Annotated in this window: 17 protein-coding genes and 1 tRNA gene; 9 read left to right on the plus strand and 9 right to left on the minus strand. The window is 67.4% G+C overall.

Annotated elements, in window-relative coordinates; genetic code table 11:
• Positions 1–37 precede the first annotated feature (37 nt).
• The 5 genes from zwf to OYT95_RS26815 all read left to right on the plus strand — a co-directional run bounded on the left by zwf (position 38) and on the right by OYT95_RS26815 (position 6,891).
• Positions 38–1,516: a glucose-6-phosphate dehydrogenase gene (gene zwf, locus OYT95_RS26795; RefSeq protein ID WP_128641425.1), complete on the plus strand. Its 1,479-nt coding sequence runs from the start codon at positions 38–40 to the stop codon at positions 1,514–1,516.
• Positions 1,513–3,366, plus strand: coding sequence for a phosphogluconate dehydratase (edd, locus tag OYT95_RS26800; RefSeq protein ID WP_037230986.1), 1,854 nt, complete (start codon positions 1,513–1,515; stop codon positions 3,364–3,366). Before zwf ends, edd begins: the two co-directional genes overlap by 4 nt.
• Positions 3,367–3,376: 10 nt before the next feature.
• Complete coding sequence (gene eda / locus OYT95_RS26805) at positions 3,377–4,003, plus strand: bifunctional 4-hydroxy-2-oxoglutarate aldolase/2-dehydro-3-deoxy-phosphogluconate aldolase (RefSeq protein ID WP_037230984.1); 627 nt, start codon at positions 3,377–3,379, stop codon at positions 4,001–4,003.
• A 29-nt stretch (positions 4,004–4,032) separates the two neighbouring features.
• On the plus strand, positions 4,033–5,211 hold the full coding sequence (locus tag OYT95_RS26810) for an ROK family transcriptional regulator (protein ID WP_037230981.1): 1,179 nt from the start codon (positions 4,033–4,035) through the stop codon (positions 5,209–5,211).
• A 228-nt stretch (positions 5,212–5,439) separates the two neighbouring features.
• Positions 5,440–6,891 (plus strand): sugar porter family MFS transporter, encoded by a 1,452-nt coding sequence (locus tag OYT95_RS26815; protein ID WP_268789600.1) that lies wholly within the window; start codon positions 5,440–5,442, stop codon positions 6,889–6,891.
• 37 nt (positions 6,892–6,928) lie between these two features.
• Here OYT95_RS26815 and OYT95_RS26820 read toward each other — a convergent pair whose 3' ends face one another.
• A complete protein-coding gene (locus OYT95_RS26820; RefSeq protein ID WP_005251406.1) occupies positions 6,929–7,660 on the minus strand; it encodes a FadR/GntR family transcriptional regulator in 732 nt (243 codons plus the stop codon).
• 167 nt (positions 7,661–7,827) lie between these two features.
• On the opposite strand from OYT95_RS26820, the gene OYT95_RS26825 reads away from it, so the two are divergent.
• The 3 genes from OYT95_RS26825 (at position 7,828) to OYT95_RS26835 (ending at position 10,952) form a co-directional block, all read left to right on the plus strand.
• Positions 7,828–9,222 carry a GntP family permease gene (locus OYT95_RS26825; RefSeq protein ID WP_268789601.1) on the plus strand — a complete coding sequence of 465 codons (1,395 nt, stop codon included), beginning with the start codon at positions 7,828–7,830 and terminating at the stop codon, positions 9,220–9,222.
• Between the two features lie 34 nt (positions 9,223–9,256).
• The gene (locus OYT95_RS26830; protein ID WP_037230974.1) at positions 9,257–9,808 is read left to right on the plus strand and encodes a gluconokinase; all 552 of its coding nucleotides are present in this window, start codon (positions 9,257–9,259) and stop codon (positions 9,806–9,808) included.
• Positions 9,809–9,980: 172 nt separating this feature from the next.
• Positions 9,981–10,952 carry an alpha/beta hydrolase gene (locus tag OYT95_RS26835; protein WP_037230973.1) on the plus strand — a complete coding sequence of 324 codons (972 nt, stop codon included), beginning with the start codon at positions 9,981–9,983 and terminating at the stop codon, positions 10,950–10,952.
• 55 nt (positions 10,953–11,007) lie between these two features.
• On the opposite strand, the gene OYT95_RS26840 is transcribed toward OYT95_RS26835, so the two are convergent.
• Positions 11,008–12,504 carry an MFS transporter gene (locus OYT95_RS26840; RefSeq protein ID WP_112302519.1) on the minus strand — a complete coding sequence of 499 codons (1,497 nt, stop codon included), beginning with the start codon at positions 12,502–12,504 and terminating at the stop codon, positions 11,008–11,010.
• A 64-nt stretch (positions 12,505–12,568) separates the two neighbouring features.
• Here OYT95_RS26840 and OYT95_RS26845 point away from each other — a divergent pair, with 64 nt between their 5' ends.
• Entirely contained in the window at positions 12,569–12,949 is a 381-nt protein-coding gene (locus OYT95_RS26845) for a MarR family winged helix-turn-helix transcriptional regulator (RefSeq protein WP_112302520.1), read from the plus strand.
• Positions 12,950–12,953: 4 nt separating this feature from the next.
• Here the strand turns inward: OYT95_RS26845 and OYT95_RS26850 are convergent, their stop codons facing one another.
• The 7 genes from OYT95_RS26850 to OYT95_RS26880 all read right to left on the minus strand — a co-directional run bounded on the left by OYT95_RS26850 (position 12,954) and on the right by OYT95_RS26880 (position 18,928).
• Positions 12,954–13,757, minus strand: a complete 804-nt coding sequence (locus tag OYT95_RS26850; protein ID WP_268789602.1) for a transglutaminase-like domain-containing protein — start codon at positions 13,755–13,757, stop codon at positions 12,954–12,956.
• A gap of 51 nt (positions 13,758–13,808) precedes the next feature.
• Complete coding sequence (locus OYT95_RS26855; protein WP_037230968.1) at positions 13,809–14,648, minus strand: alpha/beta hydrolase; 840 nt, start codon at positions 14,646–14,648, stop codon at positions 13,809–13,811.
• 70 nt (positions 14,649–14,718) lie between these two features.
• Positions 14,719–16,317: a phytoene desaturase family protein gene (locus tag OYT95_RS26860; protein WP_037230966.1), complete on the minus strand. Its 1,599-nt coding sequence runs from the start codon at positions 16,315–16,317 to the stop codon at positions 14,719–14,721.
• A 33-nt stretch (positions 16,318–16,350) separates the two neighbouring features.
• On the minus strand, positions 16,351–17,574 hold the full coding sequence (locus tag OYT95_RS26865) for a cytochrome P450 (RefSeq protein ID WP_128641432.1): 1,224 nt from the start codon (positions 17,572–17,574) through the stop codon (positions 16,351–16,353).
• Between the two features lie 104 nt (positions 17,575–17,678).
• Positions 17,679–17,755 (minus strand) — tRNA-Met (locus OYT95_RS26870).
• Positions 17,756–17,816: 61 nt separating this feature from the next.
• The gene (locus tag OYT95_RS26875; RefSeq protein ID WP_037230959.1) at positions 17,817–18,455 is read right to left on the minus strand and encodes an LON peptidase substrate-binding domain-containing protein; all 639 of its coding nucleotides are present in this window, start codon (positions 18,453–18,455) and stop codon (positions 17,817–17,819) included.
• Entirely contained in the window at positions 18,455–18,928 is a 474-nt protein-coding gene (locus OYT95_RS26880) for a DUF309 domain-containing protein (RefSeq protein ID WP_037230957.1), read from the minus strand. The genes OYT95_RS26875 and OYT95_RS26880 overlap by 1 nt, the downstream gene beginning before the upstream one ends.
• Between the last annotated feature and the right edge of the window lie 8 nt (positions 18,929–18,936).

Raw genomic sequence — 18,936 nt, forward strand, 5'->3', positions numbered from 1 at the left:
TGACGGCCCACACATCCGGCTTTCAGAGGGAGATGACATGTCACCAGCGACCACCGTGGAACCGTGCGATTTCGTCGTGTTCGGCGGAACCGGCGACCTGGCGGTTCGTAAGCTGCTTCCCGCGCTCTACCTGCGCGACAGGGACGGCCAGCTGCCCGCCGAAACCCGCGTGATCGGTGCCTCGCGAGCCGGTCTCGACACCGACGGTTACCGCGACAAGGTGCGAGGCGAACTCGCGCGGTTCGTGTCCGGCGATCAGCTGGATTCGGACACCTGTGAGCGATTTCTCAATCGCCTCGAATACGTCTCCGTCGACGCCGCGGACCCCACGAACTGGGCGGGCCTCAGCGAGTGTCTCGCCGCGCGGGAAGGTTCGATCCGGGTCTTCTACCTGGCGTGCGCTCCCGGTCTGTTCGGGCCGATCTGTGAGAACCTCGCCCTGAACGATCTCGCCGACGCGCAGTCCCGCGTCGTGCTGGAGAAGCCGATCGGACACGACCTCGCCTCGGCCCGCGCCGTCAACGACGCGGTCGGCGCCGTGTTCGAGGAGTCGCAGATCTTCCGCATCGACCACTACCTCGGCAAGGAGAGCGTCCAGAACCTCCTGGTCACGCGATTCGCCAACACGTTCCTCGAACCGCTGTGGAACTCCTCGTCGATCGACCACGTGCAGATCAACGTCGCCGAGTCGCTCGGAGTCGGCAGTCGCGGCGGCTACTACGAGTCGGCGGGTGCCCTGCGCGACATGCTGCAGAACCACCTCCTGCAGATGCTCTGCCTCGTCGCGATGGAACCGCCCACCTACGTCGACCGCGAGACCGTGCGAGACGAGAAGCTCAAGGTCCTCCAGGCCCTCAAGCCGATGAGCCCGCAGGACGTCGAACGCTGCACCGTCGCAGGCCAGTACGGCCCCGGCCTCGCCGACGGGATCGCCGTCCCCGGATACCAGGAGGACGTCGAGAACCCGGAGAGCACCACCGAGACGTTCATCGCCGTCAAGGCCGAGATCCAGAACTGGCGTTGGGCCGGCGTGCCGTTCTACCTGCGCACCGGCAAGCGCATGGACCGGCGCTGCTCGGAGATCGTGGTGCAGTTCAAGCCCGTCCCGCACCCCATGTTCCCCGGCAGCGAGGGCCACAGCGAACCCAACCGCCTGGTGATCCAGTTGCAGCCCCACGAGGGCATGCGGCTGCACATGACGGCGAAGGAACCCGGCCCCGGCGGTATCCGGCTCAAGCCGGTGTCGTTGGACCTCAACTACATCGAGACGTTCAAGCGTCCGTCACCCGACGCCTACGAGCGGCTGCTGATGGATGTGGTCCGGGGTAACCCGACCCTGTTCATGCGCCGCGACGAGGTCGAGGCCGCCTGGGAGTGGGTCGAGCAGATCCTCGTCGGCTGGGAGAAGTCCGAGCGCGCCCCGCGCCGCTACCCGGCGGGCACCAACGGACCCACCGACGCAACCACCCTGATCGAGCGCGACGGCCGCGCCTGGCACGAAGGAGTCACCGCATGACCGACGCACCCACACCGACGGCCGACGTGCACCCCGTCCTCGCCGCCGTCACCGAACGCATCATCGAGCGCAGCAAGCCCGAGCGCACGATCTACCTGGACCGTATCCGTCAGGCCGCCGACCGCGGCCCGGCGCGCGGCAAGCTGGCCTGCGCGAACCTCGCGCACGGCTTCGCCGCGTCCGGCCCGGCCGACAAGAAGGCGCTGCGCAGCTTCGTCAAGCCCAACATCGCGATCGTCTCGTCGTACAACGACATGCTGTCGGCGCACCAGCCGTTCGAGCACTTCCCGCGGCAGCTGAAGGCCGCGGTCATGGAAGCCGGCGGCATCGCCCAGTTCGCCGGTGGTGTCCCCGCGATGTGCGACGGCATCACCCAGGGACGCGACGGCATGCAGCTGTCGCTGTTCAGCCGCGACGTCATCGCGATGGCGACGGCGATCGGACTGTCCCACGACATGTTCGACGGTGCCCTCATGCTCGGTGTGTGCGACAAGATCGTGCCGGGAATGCTCATCGGCGCCCTGGGGTTCGGTCACCTCCCGACGATCTTCGTCCCGGCCGGGCCGATGACGTCCGGTCTGCCCAACAACGAGAAGTCGCGCGTGCGGCAGTTGTACGCGGAGGGCAAGGCCGATCGCGAGGAACTGCTCGACGCGGAGGCGGCGAGCTACCACGGTGTAGGCACCTGCACGTTCTTCGGCACGGCCAACTCCAACCAGCTCCTCATGGAGGTCATGGGCCTGCACCTGCCCGGATCGAGCTTCGTGAACCCGGGGACCCCGCTGCGCGAGGCTCTCACGTCGGAGGCGGGAAAGCGCGTCACCGGTCTCACCGCGCTCGGCGACGACTACACGCCGGTCGGCGAGGTCGTGGACGAGAAGGCCGTCGTCAACGGCTGCGTGGCGCTGCTCGCCACCGGCGGTTCGACCAACCACACGATGCACCTCGTGGCCATCGCCCGCGCCGCCGGAATCACCCTCACGTGGGACGACCTGTCGGAACTGTCCGCGGTGGTGCCGCTGCTCGCCCGGATCTACCCCAACGGCTCCGCGGACGTGAACCACTTCCACGCGGCCGGCGGCCTCGGCTACGTCGTGTCGTCGATGCTGGACGCGGGACTGCTGCACGAGGACGTGAAGACCGTCGTCGGCCCCGGGCTCCGCCGCTACACGGAGGAACCGAAGCTGTCCGGCGAAGGCGTCGAATGGCAGCCGGGCACGCGAATCAGCCTCGACACCAGCGTGTTGCGCGGACCGGAAGATCCGTTCGACGTCAACGGCGGCCTCAAGATGCTGACCGGAAACCTTGGTTCGTGCGTGATGAAGACGTCGGCCGTCCACCCGGACCACCGTGTGGTGACCGCTCCGGCCAGGGTCTTCGACGATCAGCTCGACTTCCTGGCCGCGTTCGAGGCGGGCACGTTGACCGGTGATTTCGTCGCCGTGCTCCGGTACCAGGGCCCGCGCGCCAACGGCATGCCCGAATTGCACAAGCTCACACCGGTACTCGGTGTTCTGCAGGATCAGGGCCGGAAGGTCGCGCTGGTCACCGACGGCCGGATGTCGGGTGCCTCCGGGAAGGTTCCCGCGGCCATCCACCTCACCCCCGAGGCGGCCGCGGACGGACCCCTCGCGCGGGTGCGTGACGGCGACGTCCTCACCGTCGACGCGGTGACCGGATCCGTGAACGTGCACCTCGACGACGAGGAACTGGCCGCCCGCCCGGCGACCGGTCGTGCGCTCGGTGCCGACGAATGGGTCGGCACGGGGCGCGAACTCTTCGCCGGCCTGCGAGCCGCTGTCGGACCGGCGACCCAGGGCGCCAGCGTTTTCCACCCCCAACCCGTCTAAGGAGTATTCAGTGACGAACAGCCCCTCCCTCCTCGACCGCGTCCCGGTCATCCCCGTCGTCGTCGTGGACGACCTCGGCGACGCAGTGCCGGTGGCCCGCGCGCTGGTGGCCGGCGGCATCCCGATGATCGAACTGACCCTGCGCACGCCCTGCGCGCTCGACGCCATCAAGGCGATCGCGAGCGAGGTGCCGGAAATCTGCGTCGGCGCGGGCACGATCGTGGAACCGGTACAGGCCGCGCAGGCGGCCGACGCGGGAGCGCAGTTCCTGGTCTCACCGGGGAGCACCGAAACTCTGCTGAAGGCCATGACGGACACCGGACTGCCGCACCTCCCGGGTGCGGCGACGGTCTCCGAGGTGCTCTTCCTGCTCGAGCACGGCTACCGCGAACTCAAGTTCTTCCCGGCAGAGGCGTCGGGTGGCGCGAAGTTCCTCGGCTCGATCCACTCACCCGTTCCGGCGGCACGGTTCTGCCCCACCGGCGGCATCTCGACGTCGAACGTCGGCGACTACCTGTCGCTGCCCAACGTCGGCTGTGTCGGCGGATCCTGGCTCACGCCCGCCGACGCCGTGAAGCTGAAGGACTGGGACCGGATCAGCGGACTCGCGCGTGAGGCGGCGGCACTCGCCCGGTAGCGGGGGAAGCGGCGCGGTACGGTGATGTCGTGCGCGACAGTGACAACGGTGACTCCCAGCGGCCGGGTTCTCAGTCCTCGCTGAAGTCCGCCAACCAGCACCGTGTGGTCCGCGCACTCCAGACGTCGGGTGAGCTCACCCAGGCGGAGATCGCGCGTCGCACCGGGTTGGCCCCCGCCACCGTCTCGAACATGGTCAAGGAATTGACCGCGGCCGGGATGGTCGCCGTGCCCGGCGGCGACCACCCGGGCCAGCGGGGCCGCGCGGTGAAGCTGACCCGCAAGATGGGGCTCGCGGTCGGGATCGACTTCGGGCACCGCCATCTCACCGTTGCCGTCGCCGACATGGCCCACCAAGTGCTGGCCGAGGAGCGCGTCGAACTCGGCGCGGGGCACCGCGCCGAGGACGGCGTGGTGCAGGCGGGCGCTCTTCTGGACGCGGCCCTCGATCGCCTCGGCTGCGACCGTACGTCCGTTCTCGCGGTCGGCATGGGTCTGCCGGCGCCGCTCGAGACCGATACCGGTGAGGTCGGCGGCCCGTCGATCCTCCCGGGGTGGGTCGGTGTCGACGCGGCAGCCATCGCGTCGGAGTATCTCGGCACCGCGGTGCACGTCGACAACGATGCGAACCTCGGCGTGCTCGCCGAACACATGTGGGGAGCGGGCCGGGGAACCACCGATCTCGCCTACATCAAACTGTCCGACGGAGTGGGTGCCGGACTCGTCCTCGATGGCCGGCTGTACCGCGGAAGAGGCGGCACCGCAGGCGAAATCGGCCATCTGACACTCGACGAGTTCGGTCAGGTATGCCGCTGCGGCAACCGCGGCTGCCTCGAGACCCTCGTCGCCTCGCACGTCGTGATCGGCCTGCTCGCACCGAGCCGCGGCCCCGACCTCACCATCGCCGACATCGTCGCGATGGCCGAGGGCGGAGATGCCGCCTGCATCCGGGTGCTCGCCGACACGGGACGGCACGTCGGCGTCGCCGCAGCGAGCCTGTGCAACCTCGTCAATCCCGAACGTCTCGTCATCGGCGGTGAACTCGCGCTGGCCGGGGAACTGCTGCTCGGGCCGATGCGTGAGGTGGTCGGACGCTACGCGGTGCCCAGCGCGGTCCGTTCCCTGGACATCCGCGTCGCCGAACTCGGTCCCCGGGCGCAGGTGCTCGGTGCCGTCGCGCTGGGTCTGCGATCCGCGCTTCCGGCCTGACTGTTCGCCGCTGAATTCTCACATCAGTTTGTGGGGTGAACTCTGCGCTCGTGACGGTCAGGTCGTTCATTAGTGAACATTTGCGCGGTGTTGTTCGTGTATTTGTGTTCACATCTTGACGGTTCCCTATTCCGTTGCCTACTGTGTTCCACACCACAACGAATGCGCTCTCGCGCAGGCCTCGGCTCGATCCGAGTCTCGATCACCCCCTTGCTCACGAGGAGTCCCATGACTGAAAACGTCCTGTTGCCCGGTGCGGAATCGCCCGGCGACACAGCAGAGGGCACTTCGGTTCCCGTCCGTATCGCGGTCGTCGCCGCACTCGGCGGGTTGCTGTTCGGCTACGACAGTGCGGTGATCAACGGCGCGGTGTCGGCGATCGAAGGCAAGTTCCAGGTCGATTCCGCTCTCCTCGGATTCGCGATCGCCTCGGCACTGCTGGGCGCCGCGGCGGGAGCGATGCTGGCCGGGCGGATCGCCGACCGGTACGGACGCCTCGTCACCATGCGGGCCGCTGCCGTGATGTTCCTGCTGAGCGCCATCGGCACCGGATTCGCGGCCAACGTCGAGATGCTGGTGACGTTCCGGATCGTCGGCGGCATCGGTGTGGGGCTGGCCTCGGTCATCGCACCCGCCTACATCGCCGAGATCTCGCCCGCCCGGGTGCGCGGACGTCTCGGGTCGCTGCAGCAACTCGCGATCGTCACGGGCATCTTCGTCTCGCTCCTGGTCGACTACGCCCTCGCCGCCCTCGCCGGTGGGTCGCAGGAAGAACTGTGGTTCGGGCTCGAGGCCTGGCGCTGGATGTTCCTCGCGATGTGCGTGCCCGCACTGGCCTACGGACTGCTGTCGCTGACGATTCCCGAATCCCCGCGCTACCTGATCGCCCAGGGCCGCCTCGGTGAGGCTCGCGGCATCCTCGCGGTCCTGCTCGGCGAGAAGGGTCTGGACCTCAAGATCGAGAGCATCCGCTCGACGCTGGCCCGTGAGACACAACCGTCGATCCGTGATCTGAAGGGCTCCGCGTTCGGCCTCATGCCGATCGTGTGGATCGGCATCGGACTCTCCGTCTTTCAGCAGTTCGTCGGCATCAACGTGATCTTCTACTACTCCAGCGTCCTGTGGCAGGCCGTCGGCTTCGACGAGGGCAGCTCACTGCAGATCACGGTCATCACGTCGGTGGTCAACATCGCCACCACCCTCATCGCCATCGCCTACATCGACCGGGTGGGCCGGCGACCGCTGCTGATCATCGGCTCCGCCGGCATGGCCGTGACGCTCGCGACCATGGCGTTCATCTTCGGCACCGCATCCACCACCGTCGTGGACGGTGTCACGACGCCGCAGCTGACCGGACTGCAGGGCCCGATCGCGCTCGTCGCCGCCAACCTCTTCGTGGTGGCATTCGGAATGTCCTGGGGTCCTGTGGTGTGGGTCCTGCTCGGCGAGGCGTTCCCCAACCGCATCCGGGCCGCCGCCCTGTCGCTCGCCGCAGGCGCCCAGTGGGCGGCGAACTGGCTGATCACTGTGACGTTCCCGTCCATGAAGGACTTCTCGCTGGGAATCTCGTACGGCTTCTACGCTGTGTGCGCCGTGCTGTCACTCGTCTTCGTGTTGCGCTGGGTCAAGGAGACGAAGGGCGTGGAACTCGAAGCGATGCATTCGGATTCGGCCGCGTAGTACCGACCACGCCACCAAGGAGGCACCCGCGAGTACGTCACTCGTGGGTGTCTTCTTCGTCCTTCATCTGCTCGACTGCCGTCGCGGATTCGCTCACGATCGCGCGCATGGCCGCCTCCGCCGCATCGGCATCGCCCATCTGGATGGACGACGCCACCACGCCGTGCAGGCGGATGGCTTCGGTCTCGGCGACGTGCGGCATCAACGAGTGCCGGGTGCGGCCCTCGAGCACCTCCACGACGATCTGCGACATCGCGCGCAACAGCGGATTCCCCGACGCGGTCAGCAGTGTGCGGTGAAAGTCGGAGTCGTGAGCCAGGTAGGCGTCCGTGTCCGCCGCGCGGGACGTCGACGACATTCCGATGACGGCCGCCGTCAGCGCCCCGCACTGTTCCGGCGTCGCCCGCGTCGCTGCGAGACGCGCGGCGAGAGGTTCGATGCCCGACCGTAGTTCGCTCAGGCTCGACAGCTGCTCGAATCGCTGTGGGCCGGCCAGCTTCCACCGAATCACGCTCGGATCCAGCGAATTCCAGTGCTCCTCACCCAGTACGGTGATCCCGACGCGACGCCGCACGGCCAGCAGCCCGAGGGATTCGAGGACGCGGACCACCTCGCGGACGACGGTGCGGGAGACGGAGTACTGGGTGACCACGTCGTCGGCGGAGATCCGGGTGCCGGGTGCGACGACCCCGGCCACGATGTCGCTACCCAGTCGATCGAGCACCGTCTCGTGCAATTGCCGGTACTCGCCGCCGTCTGCGTTGGTCATCCGCCGATGTTCCCACGGTTAGCCCCATTGAACACACGTTGGCGCGCGATTCAGACTCTAAGTAGTACTTAATTGCGTTCGGCCTTGAAATCATATGGTTTATGAGGCAGAGTGACCTGAGTCACGAACAAGGGTCATTCCATCACCGATCTCCCTGGAGCAACAGAATGAGTACCGCGTCACTACTCGCAGCGGCCGACAGTGCCGGCCACGACGCGCGGCTGATCACGGCCGCCGTCGTCGGCGTCGCCGTGATCATCGCGCTGATCACCTGGCTCAAACTCCACCCGTTCCTCGCGCTGTCGATCGGCGCCGTCGGCGTCGGCATCGCCGCAGGTCTGGGTGGGCAAGACTCGGTGAAGTCGTTCGTCGAGGGCTTCGGGGCCACGATGGGCAGCGTCGGAATCCTGATCGGGTTCGGTGCCATGTTCGGCAAGTTGCTCGCCGATTCCGGTGGCGCCGACCGCGTCGTCGACACCCTCGTCGGACGAGCGGGCCCGCGGTCGCTGCCGTGGATGATGGCGCTGGTCGGCGCCGTGATCGGCCTGCCGATGTTCTTCGAGATCGGCCTCGTGCTGTTGATGCCCGTCATCATCCTGGTCGCACGGCGTTCGGGACTGTCGCTGATGCGGATCGCGATTCCCACGCTGGCGGGTCTGTCGGCCATGCACGGTCTCGTTCCGCCGCACCCCGGGCCACTGGTCGCGGTCGCGGCCCTGAACGCCAACCTCGGACTCACCCTCGCCCTCGGCGTCCTCGTCGCGATTCCCACCGTCGTCATCGCCGGGCCGCTGTTCAGCAAGCTGGCGGCACGCTGGGTGGACGTCCCCGTCCCCGAGCTCTACGTGACCGTCGAGGACCGGGAAGGCGCCGAGGCCGCCGCCGAGCGTCGCCGGCCCAGCTTCGCGGCCACCCTGTCCGCCATCGTGCTGCCTGTCGTCCTGATGCTGGGCAAGGCGATCGCCGACGTCGTCGCCGCCGACTCGGAGTCGCCCGCGAAGGCGCTGCTCGACTTCCTCGGAACACCGGTCGTGGCCCTCGGACTCGCGGTGCTCGCCGGGATGGCGCTCCTCGGCCGGGGTGGCGGCATGGACCGCAAGGCCATCGCCGTCTCGCTCGAAAGTTCGCTGCCCCCGATCGCCGGGATCCTCCTCATCGTCGGCGCGGGCGGCGGATTCAAGCAGGTCCTGATCGACACCGGCATCGCCGACGTGATCGCCGACGCGATCAAGGACAGCGCCCTTCCCGTGCTGTTCCTCGCCTGGCTCGTGGCCGTACTCATCCGCGTCGCCACCGGATCGGCCACCGTCGCGACGGTCACCGCGTCCGGAATCCTCGCACCCGTCGCCGCCGAACTGACCTCCACGCACGTCTCGCTGATGGTGCTGGCGATCGGGTCCGGCTCGCTGTTCCTGTCGCACGTCAACGACGCGGGCTTCTGGCTGGTGAAGGAATACCTCGGCGTCACGGTGGTACAGAACCTGAAGACGTGGACGGTGATGGAATGCATCATCTCCGTCACCGGTCTGGCCGGTGTCCTCGCACTGAGCGTATTCATCTAAAGGGGGCTGAGAAATGTCGAGTGAGGTTGGTGAGATGCACGTGAGTACGCGCGAACCTGCAGGACGCACGCCGCAGACCGCGGATCCGGTCCTCGTGCTGATGGGGGTGTCCGGGTCCGGGAAGTCGACGGTCGCGGGAATCATCGCCGGCGCCATGGGCTGGGACCTGCAGGAGGGAGACGCCCTGCACCCACCCGCGAATGTCGCGAAGATGGCGTCGGGGCAGCCGTTGACCGACGAGGACCGCTGGCCGTGGCTCGATGTCGTCGCGGGGTGGATTCGGGAACACACCGAGAACGGTCTGCCCGGGGTCATCACCTGCTCGGCGCTCAAGCGCAGCTACCGCGACGTGCTGCGGGGCGACAACGTCGTCTTCGTGCATCTCGCCGGGTCGCGGGCGCAGATCGGGGAACGGCTGACGGCCCGGCTCGACCACTTCATGCCCCCGTCGTTGCTGGACACACAGATCTCGACGCTCGAACCGATCGAGCCGGACGAGGACGCGATCGTGGTGGACGTGGGCGGATCACCCACCCAGGTGGCGACCGAGATCATTGCCCGGCTGGAGGAGCGACTGGCTCGGTGAACCTTGGGCAATCCGACGAAAATCCGTCGAAGTCGCTCGGCAACGGGCGACTTCGTCCTACCGTGGCGGGAGGTCTCGGGGAGCGGACGTGACGGTTTCGGGTGCGTTTCTCTCCGGATCGCCCTAGGGTGTCCAGTTGGCTGGACAAGCGTCCGATACAACGGAGGGCAGTATGCGAACGCGTGAATCGATCGTGTGGCACTGGGATGTCAGTCGGCGGGCGCGCATGACGTTCTGGTTTGCCAGGGCTTTCGTCAAACCGCTGTTCACGATATGGCCGACGACGGACCGCGGCATCGAACTGCTGGCGACCCTCGACGAGCTGATCGACCGGCTTCCCAAGCCGAAGGGCCTCGACATCGAGGCGATCTCGCTCGGCGGGGTGCCGTGCGAGAAGATCACTCATCCGCGACCCACGGTCACGTCGATGGACGGCGCCACCATCCTCTACTTCCACGGCGGTGGATTCGTGTTCTGCGGGCTCGCCACCCACCGCGCACTGTGCGGGTTGCTCGCCGCGCGTTCGGGTGCGCCCGTCGTCTCCGTCGAGTACCGGCAGCTTCCCAAGGGGGCGATCGGGGCGTCGCTGGTGGACGCCATGACCGCGTACACCGAGGTGCTGAAGGTCTGCGACGACCCCACCAGGGTGATCGTCGCGGGGGACTCGGCGGGCGGATATCTGGCGATGAAGGTCGCGGAAGTCGCCGCGTTGCGGGGCATCACCCGCCCGGCGGCCGTCATCGGATACTCCCCGCTGCTCAACCTCGACCTCGAGGATCACGACCCCGATTTCATGAAGCGTGATGCGTACCTGCCGATGTCGCAGGTGGCCAAGCTGAAGGACCGCTGGCTGGCCGGGCCCGATCAGATTCCGGGTGCCCAGTCGCCGGTGAACGCGGATCCGGCGCTGTTCCCGCCCGTCTTCCTCACCGCCGCCGAATACGAAATCATGCGGCCCGACGTCGAGATCATCACGGACAGGTTCGATCGCGAGGGACGGCAGATCGAGACCCACATCTGGAGTGGGCAGATCCACGCATTTCCGGTGATCGGCAAGGTGCTGCGGGAGAGCCGCACGATCATCGGGCTCACCGTCGACTTCGCGTCGCGCGCGCTCACGGAATCGAAGCGGCACTCGGCCTGAACGACTGAACGGCAGAACGGGTGGGCCCGTGCCCACCCGTTCTGCCGTTCCGGGCCTATGCGGGGTTGAGGACCCTGCGCAGCAGCGGTGACACCGTGATCAGCAGACCCAGCAGCGCGACTCCCGTGACGAGCACGAGGCCGGAGTGGAACTGGTGGAATCCGGCGCCGCTGACACCGGTGGCCGTGTGCGAGCCGGCGGTGACGAGCGCGGTGGTGAGTGCCAGCACGAGCGCGGCGCCCACCTGCGCGGACGTCTGCACGAGGCCCGACGCCAACCCCTGCTCGGAGTCGTCGACGCCCGACGTGGCCTGGGCCATGATCGACGTGAAGCCCAGTGCGAAACCGACGCCCAGCAGCAGCACGCTCGGCAGGATCGCGACCGCGTAGTGGGGCTGATCGCTCCCCGCGAAGAGGAACCACAGGTAGCCGAGGCTCAACGAGGTCAGTGCCGCGATGATCATGCGTGCCGTGCCGAACGCGTCGATCAGGCGTCCGACGAACGGCGATCCGAACGCCACGATGATGCCGGCGGGCAGGAGACCCAGCGCCATCTCCAGCGGCGACCATCCGAGCACCGACTGCAGGAAGATGGTCATCATGAACTGGAAGCTCAGGTAGGAGCCGAACAGCGCGACGATGCTGAGGTTCGCCCGCACGATCGACCCGGCCCGGAGGATGCTCAGACGCACCAGCGGGTGCGCCACCCGGTTCTCCGCGACGAAGAACGACGCCAACAGGGCCGCGGCCAGTGCGAACGAGCCCAGCGTGAGCGGATCGGCCCAGCCGCGGGCCGGTGCCGACACGACGGTGTAGACGGCGAGCAGCATTCCCGACACCAACGTGGCGGCTCCCACGATGTCGTGTCCGCCGTTGTCGGCGGCGCGGTCGCGGGGGATCAGGACGGCACCCGCGACCAGGGCGAGGACCGCGAACGGCACCGGCATCAGGAAGGTCCAGCGCCACCCGGCGCTGGTCAGCAGTCCGCCCAGGATCAGGCCGGACGAGTAGCCGCTCGCTCCGAAGACGGAGAAGATCGACAGGGCCCGGTTACGGGCGGGCCCTTCCTTGAACGTGGTGGTGAGGATCGACATCGCGGTAGGCGCGGTGAACGCGGCGGCGAGGCCCTTCACGAAACGACTCGCGATGAGCAGCGTGCCGTTGTCGACGAGCCCGCCGACCAGGGACGCGATCGCGAACACGGTGAGTGCGATCAGGAAGACGCGGCGGCGTCCGAGGAGGTCGGCGGTGCGTCCGCCCAGCAGCAACAGACCACCGAATCCGAGTACGTATCCGTTGATGATCCATTGGAGCGAGGTGGTGGACAGCCCCAACTCGGTTCCGATGGAGGGCAACGCAACACCCACCATCGAGACGTCGAGACCGTCGAGGAACATGACGAGGCACAGCACGGCCAGGACGCCCCAGAGGCGGGGTGTCCAGGCCTGGTCGGTCGACGGGGTGGCGGTGGCGCCCGACGAGGGGGCGAGGTCCGGGGTGGCGTCGCTGATAGTCACAGGGAGAATGTAGATGCACGTGCAATCAATGCGCAAGCACTAATTTCGTTTGCATTTAATTCGCTTGCACCTTTTGCGTACGCGCGCTAGGGTGCGGGACATGAGCTCTGAAGCAGACCTGCGCGGCACGTGGCGGCTGCTCGCGAGCAGATACAACTCGATCGCCTGCGAATTGGATCGTGAGATGCAACACGCTCACGGCCTGAGCATGAGTGATTTCGAGACACTCGACCGACTGATGGACGCCACCTGCGAGCGACCGCGGATGCAGGACCTGGCGGCCGAGATGTACCTCAGCCCCAGCGCCCTGTCCCGGAGCGTGGCCCGGCTGGAGAAGGCGGGCCTGGTCGCGCGGGCGCTGTGTGAGGCGGACCGGCGAGGCGTGTTCGTCGACGTCACCGACGCCGGCCGCGAGGTGCACTCCGACGCCAAGAAGATTCAGGTGGGCGTGCTCACCGAAAGGCTTTCGGACGCAACCTGATCCGTCAGGTCAACGAGGTGGGTGTCGCGTAGTCGTCGGACGGGAACTCGCCGTCGACGACGGCGGTCACCACGGTGTTCTCGAGCGTGATCGCCCCTCCGTGGTTGTCCAGGAATGCGGTGTCCGCGGCGTCGCGACCGGTCGCGATCCGCAGCAGTGCCGAACGCGGAGCCAATCGGGTCGCGTCGACCACACGCCATTCGTCATCGACGAACGCCTCGACGACCGCATGGAAATCCATAGGGTCGCACCCCGGCGCGTACACGGCCACCAGCCGCGCCGGAATGGTGACGGCCCGCAGAAGCGCCACCGTGAGGTGAGCGAAGTCACGGCACACGCCCGCCCCGGACAGCATCGTGTCGACGGCGCTGTCGGTGGATCTGCTCGAACCCGCCTGGTACAGCAGCCGCGACCCCACCCACGTGGTGATGTCCTGCAGCAGTTCCGGGTGCGGCTTGGACAGATTGAATTCACCGCCGGTGAAGCCGAAGAACTTGTCCGCCTCCGCATATCGGCTCGGGCGCAGATACTTCGACAGGTCGTAGTCGGTGACCGGAGGCGAATCAGCTTTACCCGCAACCGAAGCCGAGTACTCGACGTGCAGCGATCCGGATTTGCTGTCCAGGAGGTGGACGCGAGTGCCGTGCTCCGCCACCATCTCCCGTGCCTCGACACGGTTACCGTCGAGGGTGAACGTCAACGATTCCGACAACTCCGAACCGGGCGTCCGGGCAACCGCGATCTTGAATTCGAGACTGGTGGCGTCGGTGACCGCGATGTCGAGAGTGGCGCTGACGTGACGTTTCATCAGCCCATCCTGGCACCCATCGTCCGGGGGTGCAGAACACCCCCGCCGAAATCAGGCCTGCACGCGCGGCCGCAACCACTCGACGAGGTCGTCGAGAACCTCCTCGTTCTCCGGTTCGTTGAACACCTCGTGGAACAGGTTTTCGTAGATCTCCACCGTGAGATCCTCCGAACCGACGTACTCGGCGATGAGTTCCGTGCCGTGCACACTCGCGAGTCCGTCATCCCGGCCGTGCTGGAGCAGCAGGGGAACTGTCAAGGACGGCAGACGCTCCGGCAACCGTTCGGCGGCGAGGATCATCCCGCGCGCAATCCCGGCCGGGACCTTGCCATGGTGGACGAGGGGATCCTCCTCGTAGGCCGACACGACCGCAGGATCGCGGGACACCAGCTTCGCGTCGAGCGACTCGACGGGCACCCCGGGGAGGAAGCGCCCCACCAGCTTGCCGATCTCGACCACGATGCGCGGCGTGCCGCTCGTCACGTCGACCGCAGGCCCGGACAGCATGAGTGCCTTCAGATCCTGCTGATGGTCGAGTGCGTAGGTCAGCGCGATGGACCCGCCCATGCTGTGCCCGAGGAGGAACCGGTCGGTGCCGGGCCAGTCCGTCGACGCGATGCCGAACAACTGGTGCAGGTCGTCGGTGAACTCGGTCCAGTCCTTCAGATGGACCCGTTTGCCGCCCGACCGCCCGTGCCCGCGGTGGTCGGGCGCGTAGATCGCGAGGTCGAGTTCCCCGAGCCGCTCGATCACATGGTCGTAGCGCCGGGCATGCTCGCCGAAGCCGTGGCACAGAACCAGCACGCCGCGCGGGCGCCGCTCGGGGAGCCACACGTCGTAGACGATGGGAATTCCGCCGACGCCGGCGAAGGATGATTCTCGATGCTGCATGATGCCCCTTCGTGGTCCGAACACGACGACTCAGATCATTGCACGGTGAGGTACCCCGGCACGGGACAAATTAGGGTATCGGTCCCTTAGACAACAGGTCGATCACGGCGCGCGAGGTACGTCGCCGCAGCCACCCACGCGGTCCGTCCTCGCCCAGCGCGGCGCGGGCGGCGTTCAGGCCCGACACCCCGTGTACGCCCCCACCCGGGTGCGCCGAGGCGCTTCCCAGGTACAGGCCCTGGACCGGGGTCTCCGAACGGGACGTGCCCGGTCCCGGCCGGAACACCAGTTGTTGATGGAGTTGCGCCGTTCCGCCGTTGACGGCGCCACCCACGAGATTCGCGTCGGCCGCTTCGAGATCCGACGGGCGCTGTACGACGCGTCCGACGACCCGCTCCGAGAAACCCGGTGCGTGTGCCTCGAGGACGTCGTCGACGCGCGTCGCGAGCAGATCGGCGGACGCGTCGTCGGTGATGTCCCGCGGTAGATGTGTGTACGCCCAGGCGCTTTCGGTGCCCTCCGGTGACCTGCTGGGGTCCGCGGTCGTCATCTGCCCGAACAGCAGGAACGGGCTGGCCGGAATGGTGCCGGTGGTCAGGTCGGCCATCCAGCGGACGAGCCCGTTGTCGTCGGCGCCCAAGTGGACGGTGCCCGCACCGCTCAGGCTGGGGGACCGCCACGGGATCTTCTCCGACAAGGCGTAATTGACCTTCAGCACGGGCGTGTCCCACTCGAAGTGGTCGAGGTCGGCGCGCACGCGGGCAGGGACGGCGTGGTCCGGAAGCAGCGACCCGTACAGGGCGGGCGCGGACACGTCGGCGATCACCGCCCGACGAGCCGTGTAGCGGACACCCGACGCCGTCCGAACACCCACAGCTTTACCCGACCGGACGTCGATCCCGGTCACGGCGTCGCCGTAGTGGAAGTGCGCACCGGCGTGCTCGGCGCGGCGCACCATCGCGGCCGACAACTCGCCCGCCCCGCCCACCGGAACGGGGTAACCGCCGTCCTGGGCGAGCATCGTCAGGATGTAACCCATGACGCCGCTGCCCGGTGCGTCCGGCGGGGTGTCGGCGTGCATCGCGTTACCCAGCAACAGAAGTCGAGCCGCCTCGCTGCGGAACAGTTCATGCGCCATCCGCCGTGCGGGCAGGAGGAGGAACCGGGCCAGTCGCAGCGACTCGGCCGTGCCCAGTTGTCGGAGCAGTCGGCTCGGACCCCGCACGGGCGGGAACGGGCTGAACAGGGTGCTCAGCAGGGGTTCCTTGACGTCGTGCCACTGCTCGACGAGCGCCGTCCACGCGGCACCGTCACCAGGTTGACGGCGTTCGAGGTCGGCGGCCGTGTCCGCGGGGTTCGGGTGGATCACCGGCGCGTCCTCGTCGGCAGCCGAGCGGGCGTGACCGAGCGCGCTGGGCGCATGACTCCACCGCAGTCCGTGCGACTCGAGGTCGAGACCGCGGAGCGCGGGCGACACGGTGGACAGGGGATAGAACGCGCTGAACAGGTCCGAGGTGAAGCCGGGGACGAGTTCTGCCGACCTCACCGCACCGCCGGGCGTCGGCTGCGCCTCCACGACCGCGACGTCCCAGCCCGCGTCGGCCAGGGTCGCGGCCGCGACGAGTCCGTTGGGACCGGATCCGATGACCACTGCGTCGACGTTGTTCACCCGACCAGGCTGTCAGAAAAGGCGGCGCTCTGCTCAGATGGGCGAGGGCGTGAACGTCACCGGCATGTGCTTCAGCCCGTTGATGAAGTTGGAGCGCAGGCGCTGGGCCGGCGCGGTCTGCTCCATGTCCGGCATGCGCCGCAGAATCTCACCCAGCATCACCTTCATCTCCGCCCGAGCGAGGTTGGCGCCGAGGCAGAAATGGTGACCCCCACCACCGAACGCAATGTGCTGAGAGTAGTGGCCGGTGGGCCGGTCGATGTCGAACGTGTAGGGGTCGTCGAAGACCGCCTCGTCGCGGTTTCCCGACATGTGCCAGATGACCACGCGGTCGCCCTCGGAGATCTCGACGTCGTGCAGCACGGTGTCCGTGGTCGCCGTCCGCCGGAACTGCATCACCGGTGTGGCCCAGCGCAACCCCTCCTCGATCAGAGCGTCGAGTTTGGACGGATCCTCGAGCACCTTCCTGCGCTCCTCGGGATGCTCCATCAGCGCCAGCTGGGTGTGTGAGATGGCGTTGCGGGTGGTCTCGTTGCCCGCGACCGCCAGGAGCATGAAGAACATGTTGAAATCGAGTTCGCCCAACTTCTCGCCGTGCACGTCGGCCTGGATGAGAGCTGTCGCGATGTCGTCGCGCGGGTGCTTCTTCCGATCCTCGAACATCTCCAGGCTGTACGCGAACATCTGGGCCGCCGCCGCCCGTTCCTGCCCTTCCTCGAGATGGAATTCCGGATCGGACGAGCCGATCATCTGATTCGTCAGGTCGAAGATCAGCTTGCGATCTTCCTGGGGCACGCCCAGGAAATCGGCGATCGCCTGAAGCGGGAGTTCGGATGCGACGTCGACGACGAAGTCGCACTCGCCGCGCTCGATCACCGCGTCGACGATGGTCGTGGCCCGCCGCGCGAGAATCTCGTGCAGCTGGCCGATGCGGCGGGGCGTGAAACCCTTGCTCACGATCTTCCGCAGGGCCGTGTGGTCGGGCGGGTCCATGTTCAGCATCATCAACTGCTGGCCCGCCAGGTCATCCGGGCTCAGGTCGTCGATATAGGTGGCGCCCCGCCACGACGAGTACGTCTCGGCGTCCCGGTTCACCGTCACGATGTCGGCATGACGGGTGACACACCAGAACGGGACGCCGCGCTCGTCGAGGTGCCGGTAGACCGGTGCCTCCCGCCGCAACACGGCGAACATCTCGTGGGGCACGCCCTTCGCGAAGGTGTCCGGGTTGTAGAGATCGACGTCGGCGAGCTGCACAGTCCCTCCTGAGGCCTCACGTACAAGAATACGTTCTAGTCCTGGAGGATGTGGAACAACGAAAAACGGCTCCGGAGAAATGAATCTCCGGAGCCGTTTCCACTTGGTAGCGGGGACAGGATTTGAACCTGCGACCTCTGGGTTATGAGCCCAGCGAGCTACCGAGCTGCTCCACCCCGCGTTGCATTGATAACACTACACCCTTCCCGGAGTGCTCTTGACCAACCCCGGGGAGGGCTAGGTCACATCAGCCGGAACTGGACCATTTCGATGGCGTTCTCGATCGCCTCGGAGACCTCGCGCAAGCGTTCGTCCGCGCCGGCCGCAGCGAGGATCTGCAGGCGGTCGGCGTCCCCCATCGGAATGTAGGTGGCGATCTCGTAGAGCCTCGTGCCGAGCGACCCGCGGAAACCGCCGATGACGGGAACATCAGGCGGAACGTTGCCGGTCTCCGTCGCGAGACGGCGGAGAAGGCCGTACAGGAATTCGAGTCTCTCGATGAGGGACGGGAATTCGTAGTCCGCTGTCTGAGTGCCGGTGTTCTCGTCCGGCCACACATCCACCTCGGCGATCGGATACGGGTTGTCGGGCAACCACTTCGACACCTTGATCCGTTCCTCCGTGCGGCAGAACAGCTCGTACCGCCCGTCGCCGATCGAGGCGTGGGATTCGATCCGCGCGATGGTGCCGACATCGTGGCGGACGTCGCCGCCACCCACCTCGTTGCCGCGGGCAATGAGAACGACCCCGAAACGGGGACCGTCCGGTGCGTCCAGGCAGTCGCGGACCAGTTCCTGATAGCGGGGTTCGAAGACGTGGAGGGGGAGCTGCTGACCGGGCAGCATCGTCGAGCCCAGCGGGAACATGGGGAGCAGAGTCATCAGGGGATTCTCAATCGGGGTACGGGCGTCGCCGGCAACGGGTCGACGCGATCGATCTCGTCCGTGAGGTGTTCCGACCACGTCAGGAGGCCGGCGATGTCGAGGCCGTGCGGCGCCTCCACCTCGTAATGCCGGATCCGATCGTGGCCTTGGCGCAGCAACGACCGCGCGCCGGTCTTGTTGCCCCGCATCAGGTGGGTGAGACCCACCGCGAGCTGTGCGAGCCCCTGCCATAGTTCCCGCTCGTCCTCGGGGGCGATCTTCCACGTACCCTCGAGGATCTCGTGGGCGTGGAACGGCATGCCGTGGTCGAGCAGCCGCTGAGCCTCGGTGATCGCCTCGTCGGGTGGTAACCGCAGGTCATCGGGGATGCGGGGTACACCCTCGGCGTCGTGCGGCAGGGGGCGGCCGAGTTCGTCGCGGGGGCGTGCATTGAGGGGTTTCCCCGCCCCGTCCCTGTCCCGATCGGTCATGGGACAAG

Source organism: Rhodococcus sp. JS3073 (assembly GCF_026810085.1).
Lineage (GTDB): Bacteria > Actinomycetota > Actinomycetes > Mycobacteriales > Mycobacteriaceae > Rhodococcus_F > Rhodococcus_F wratislaviensis.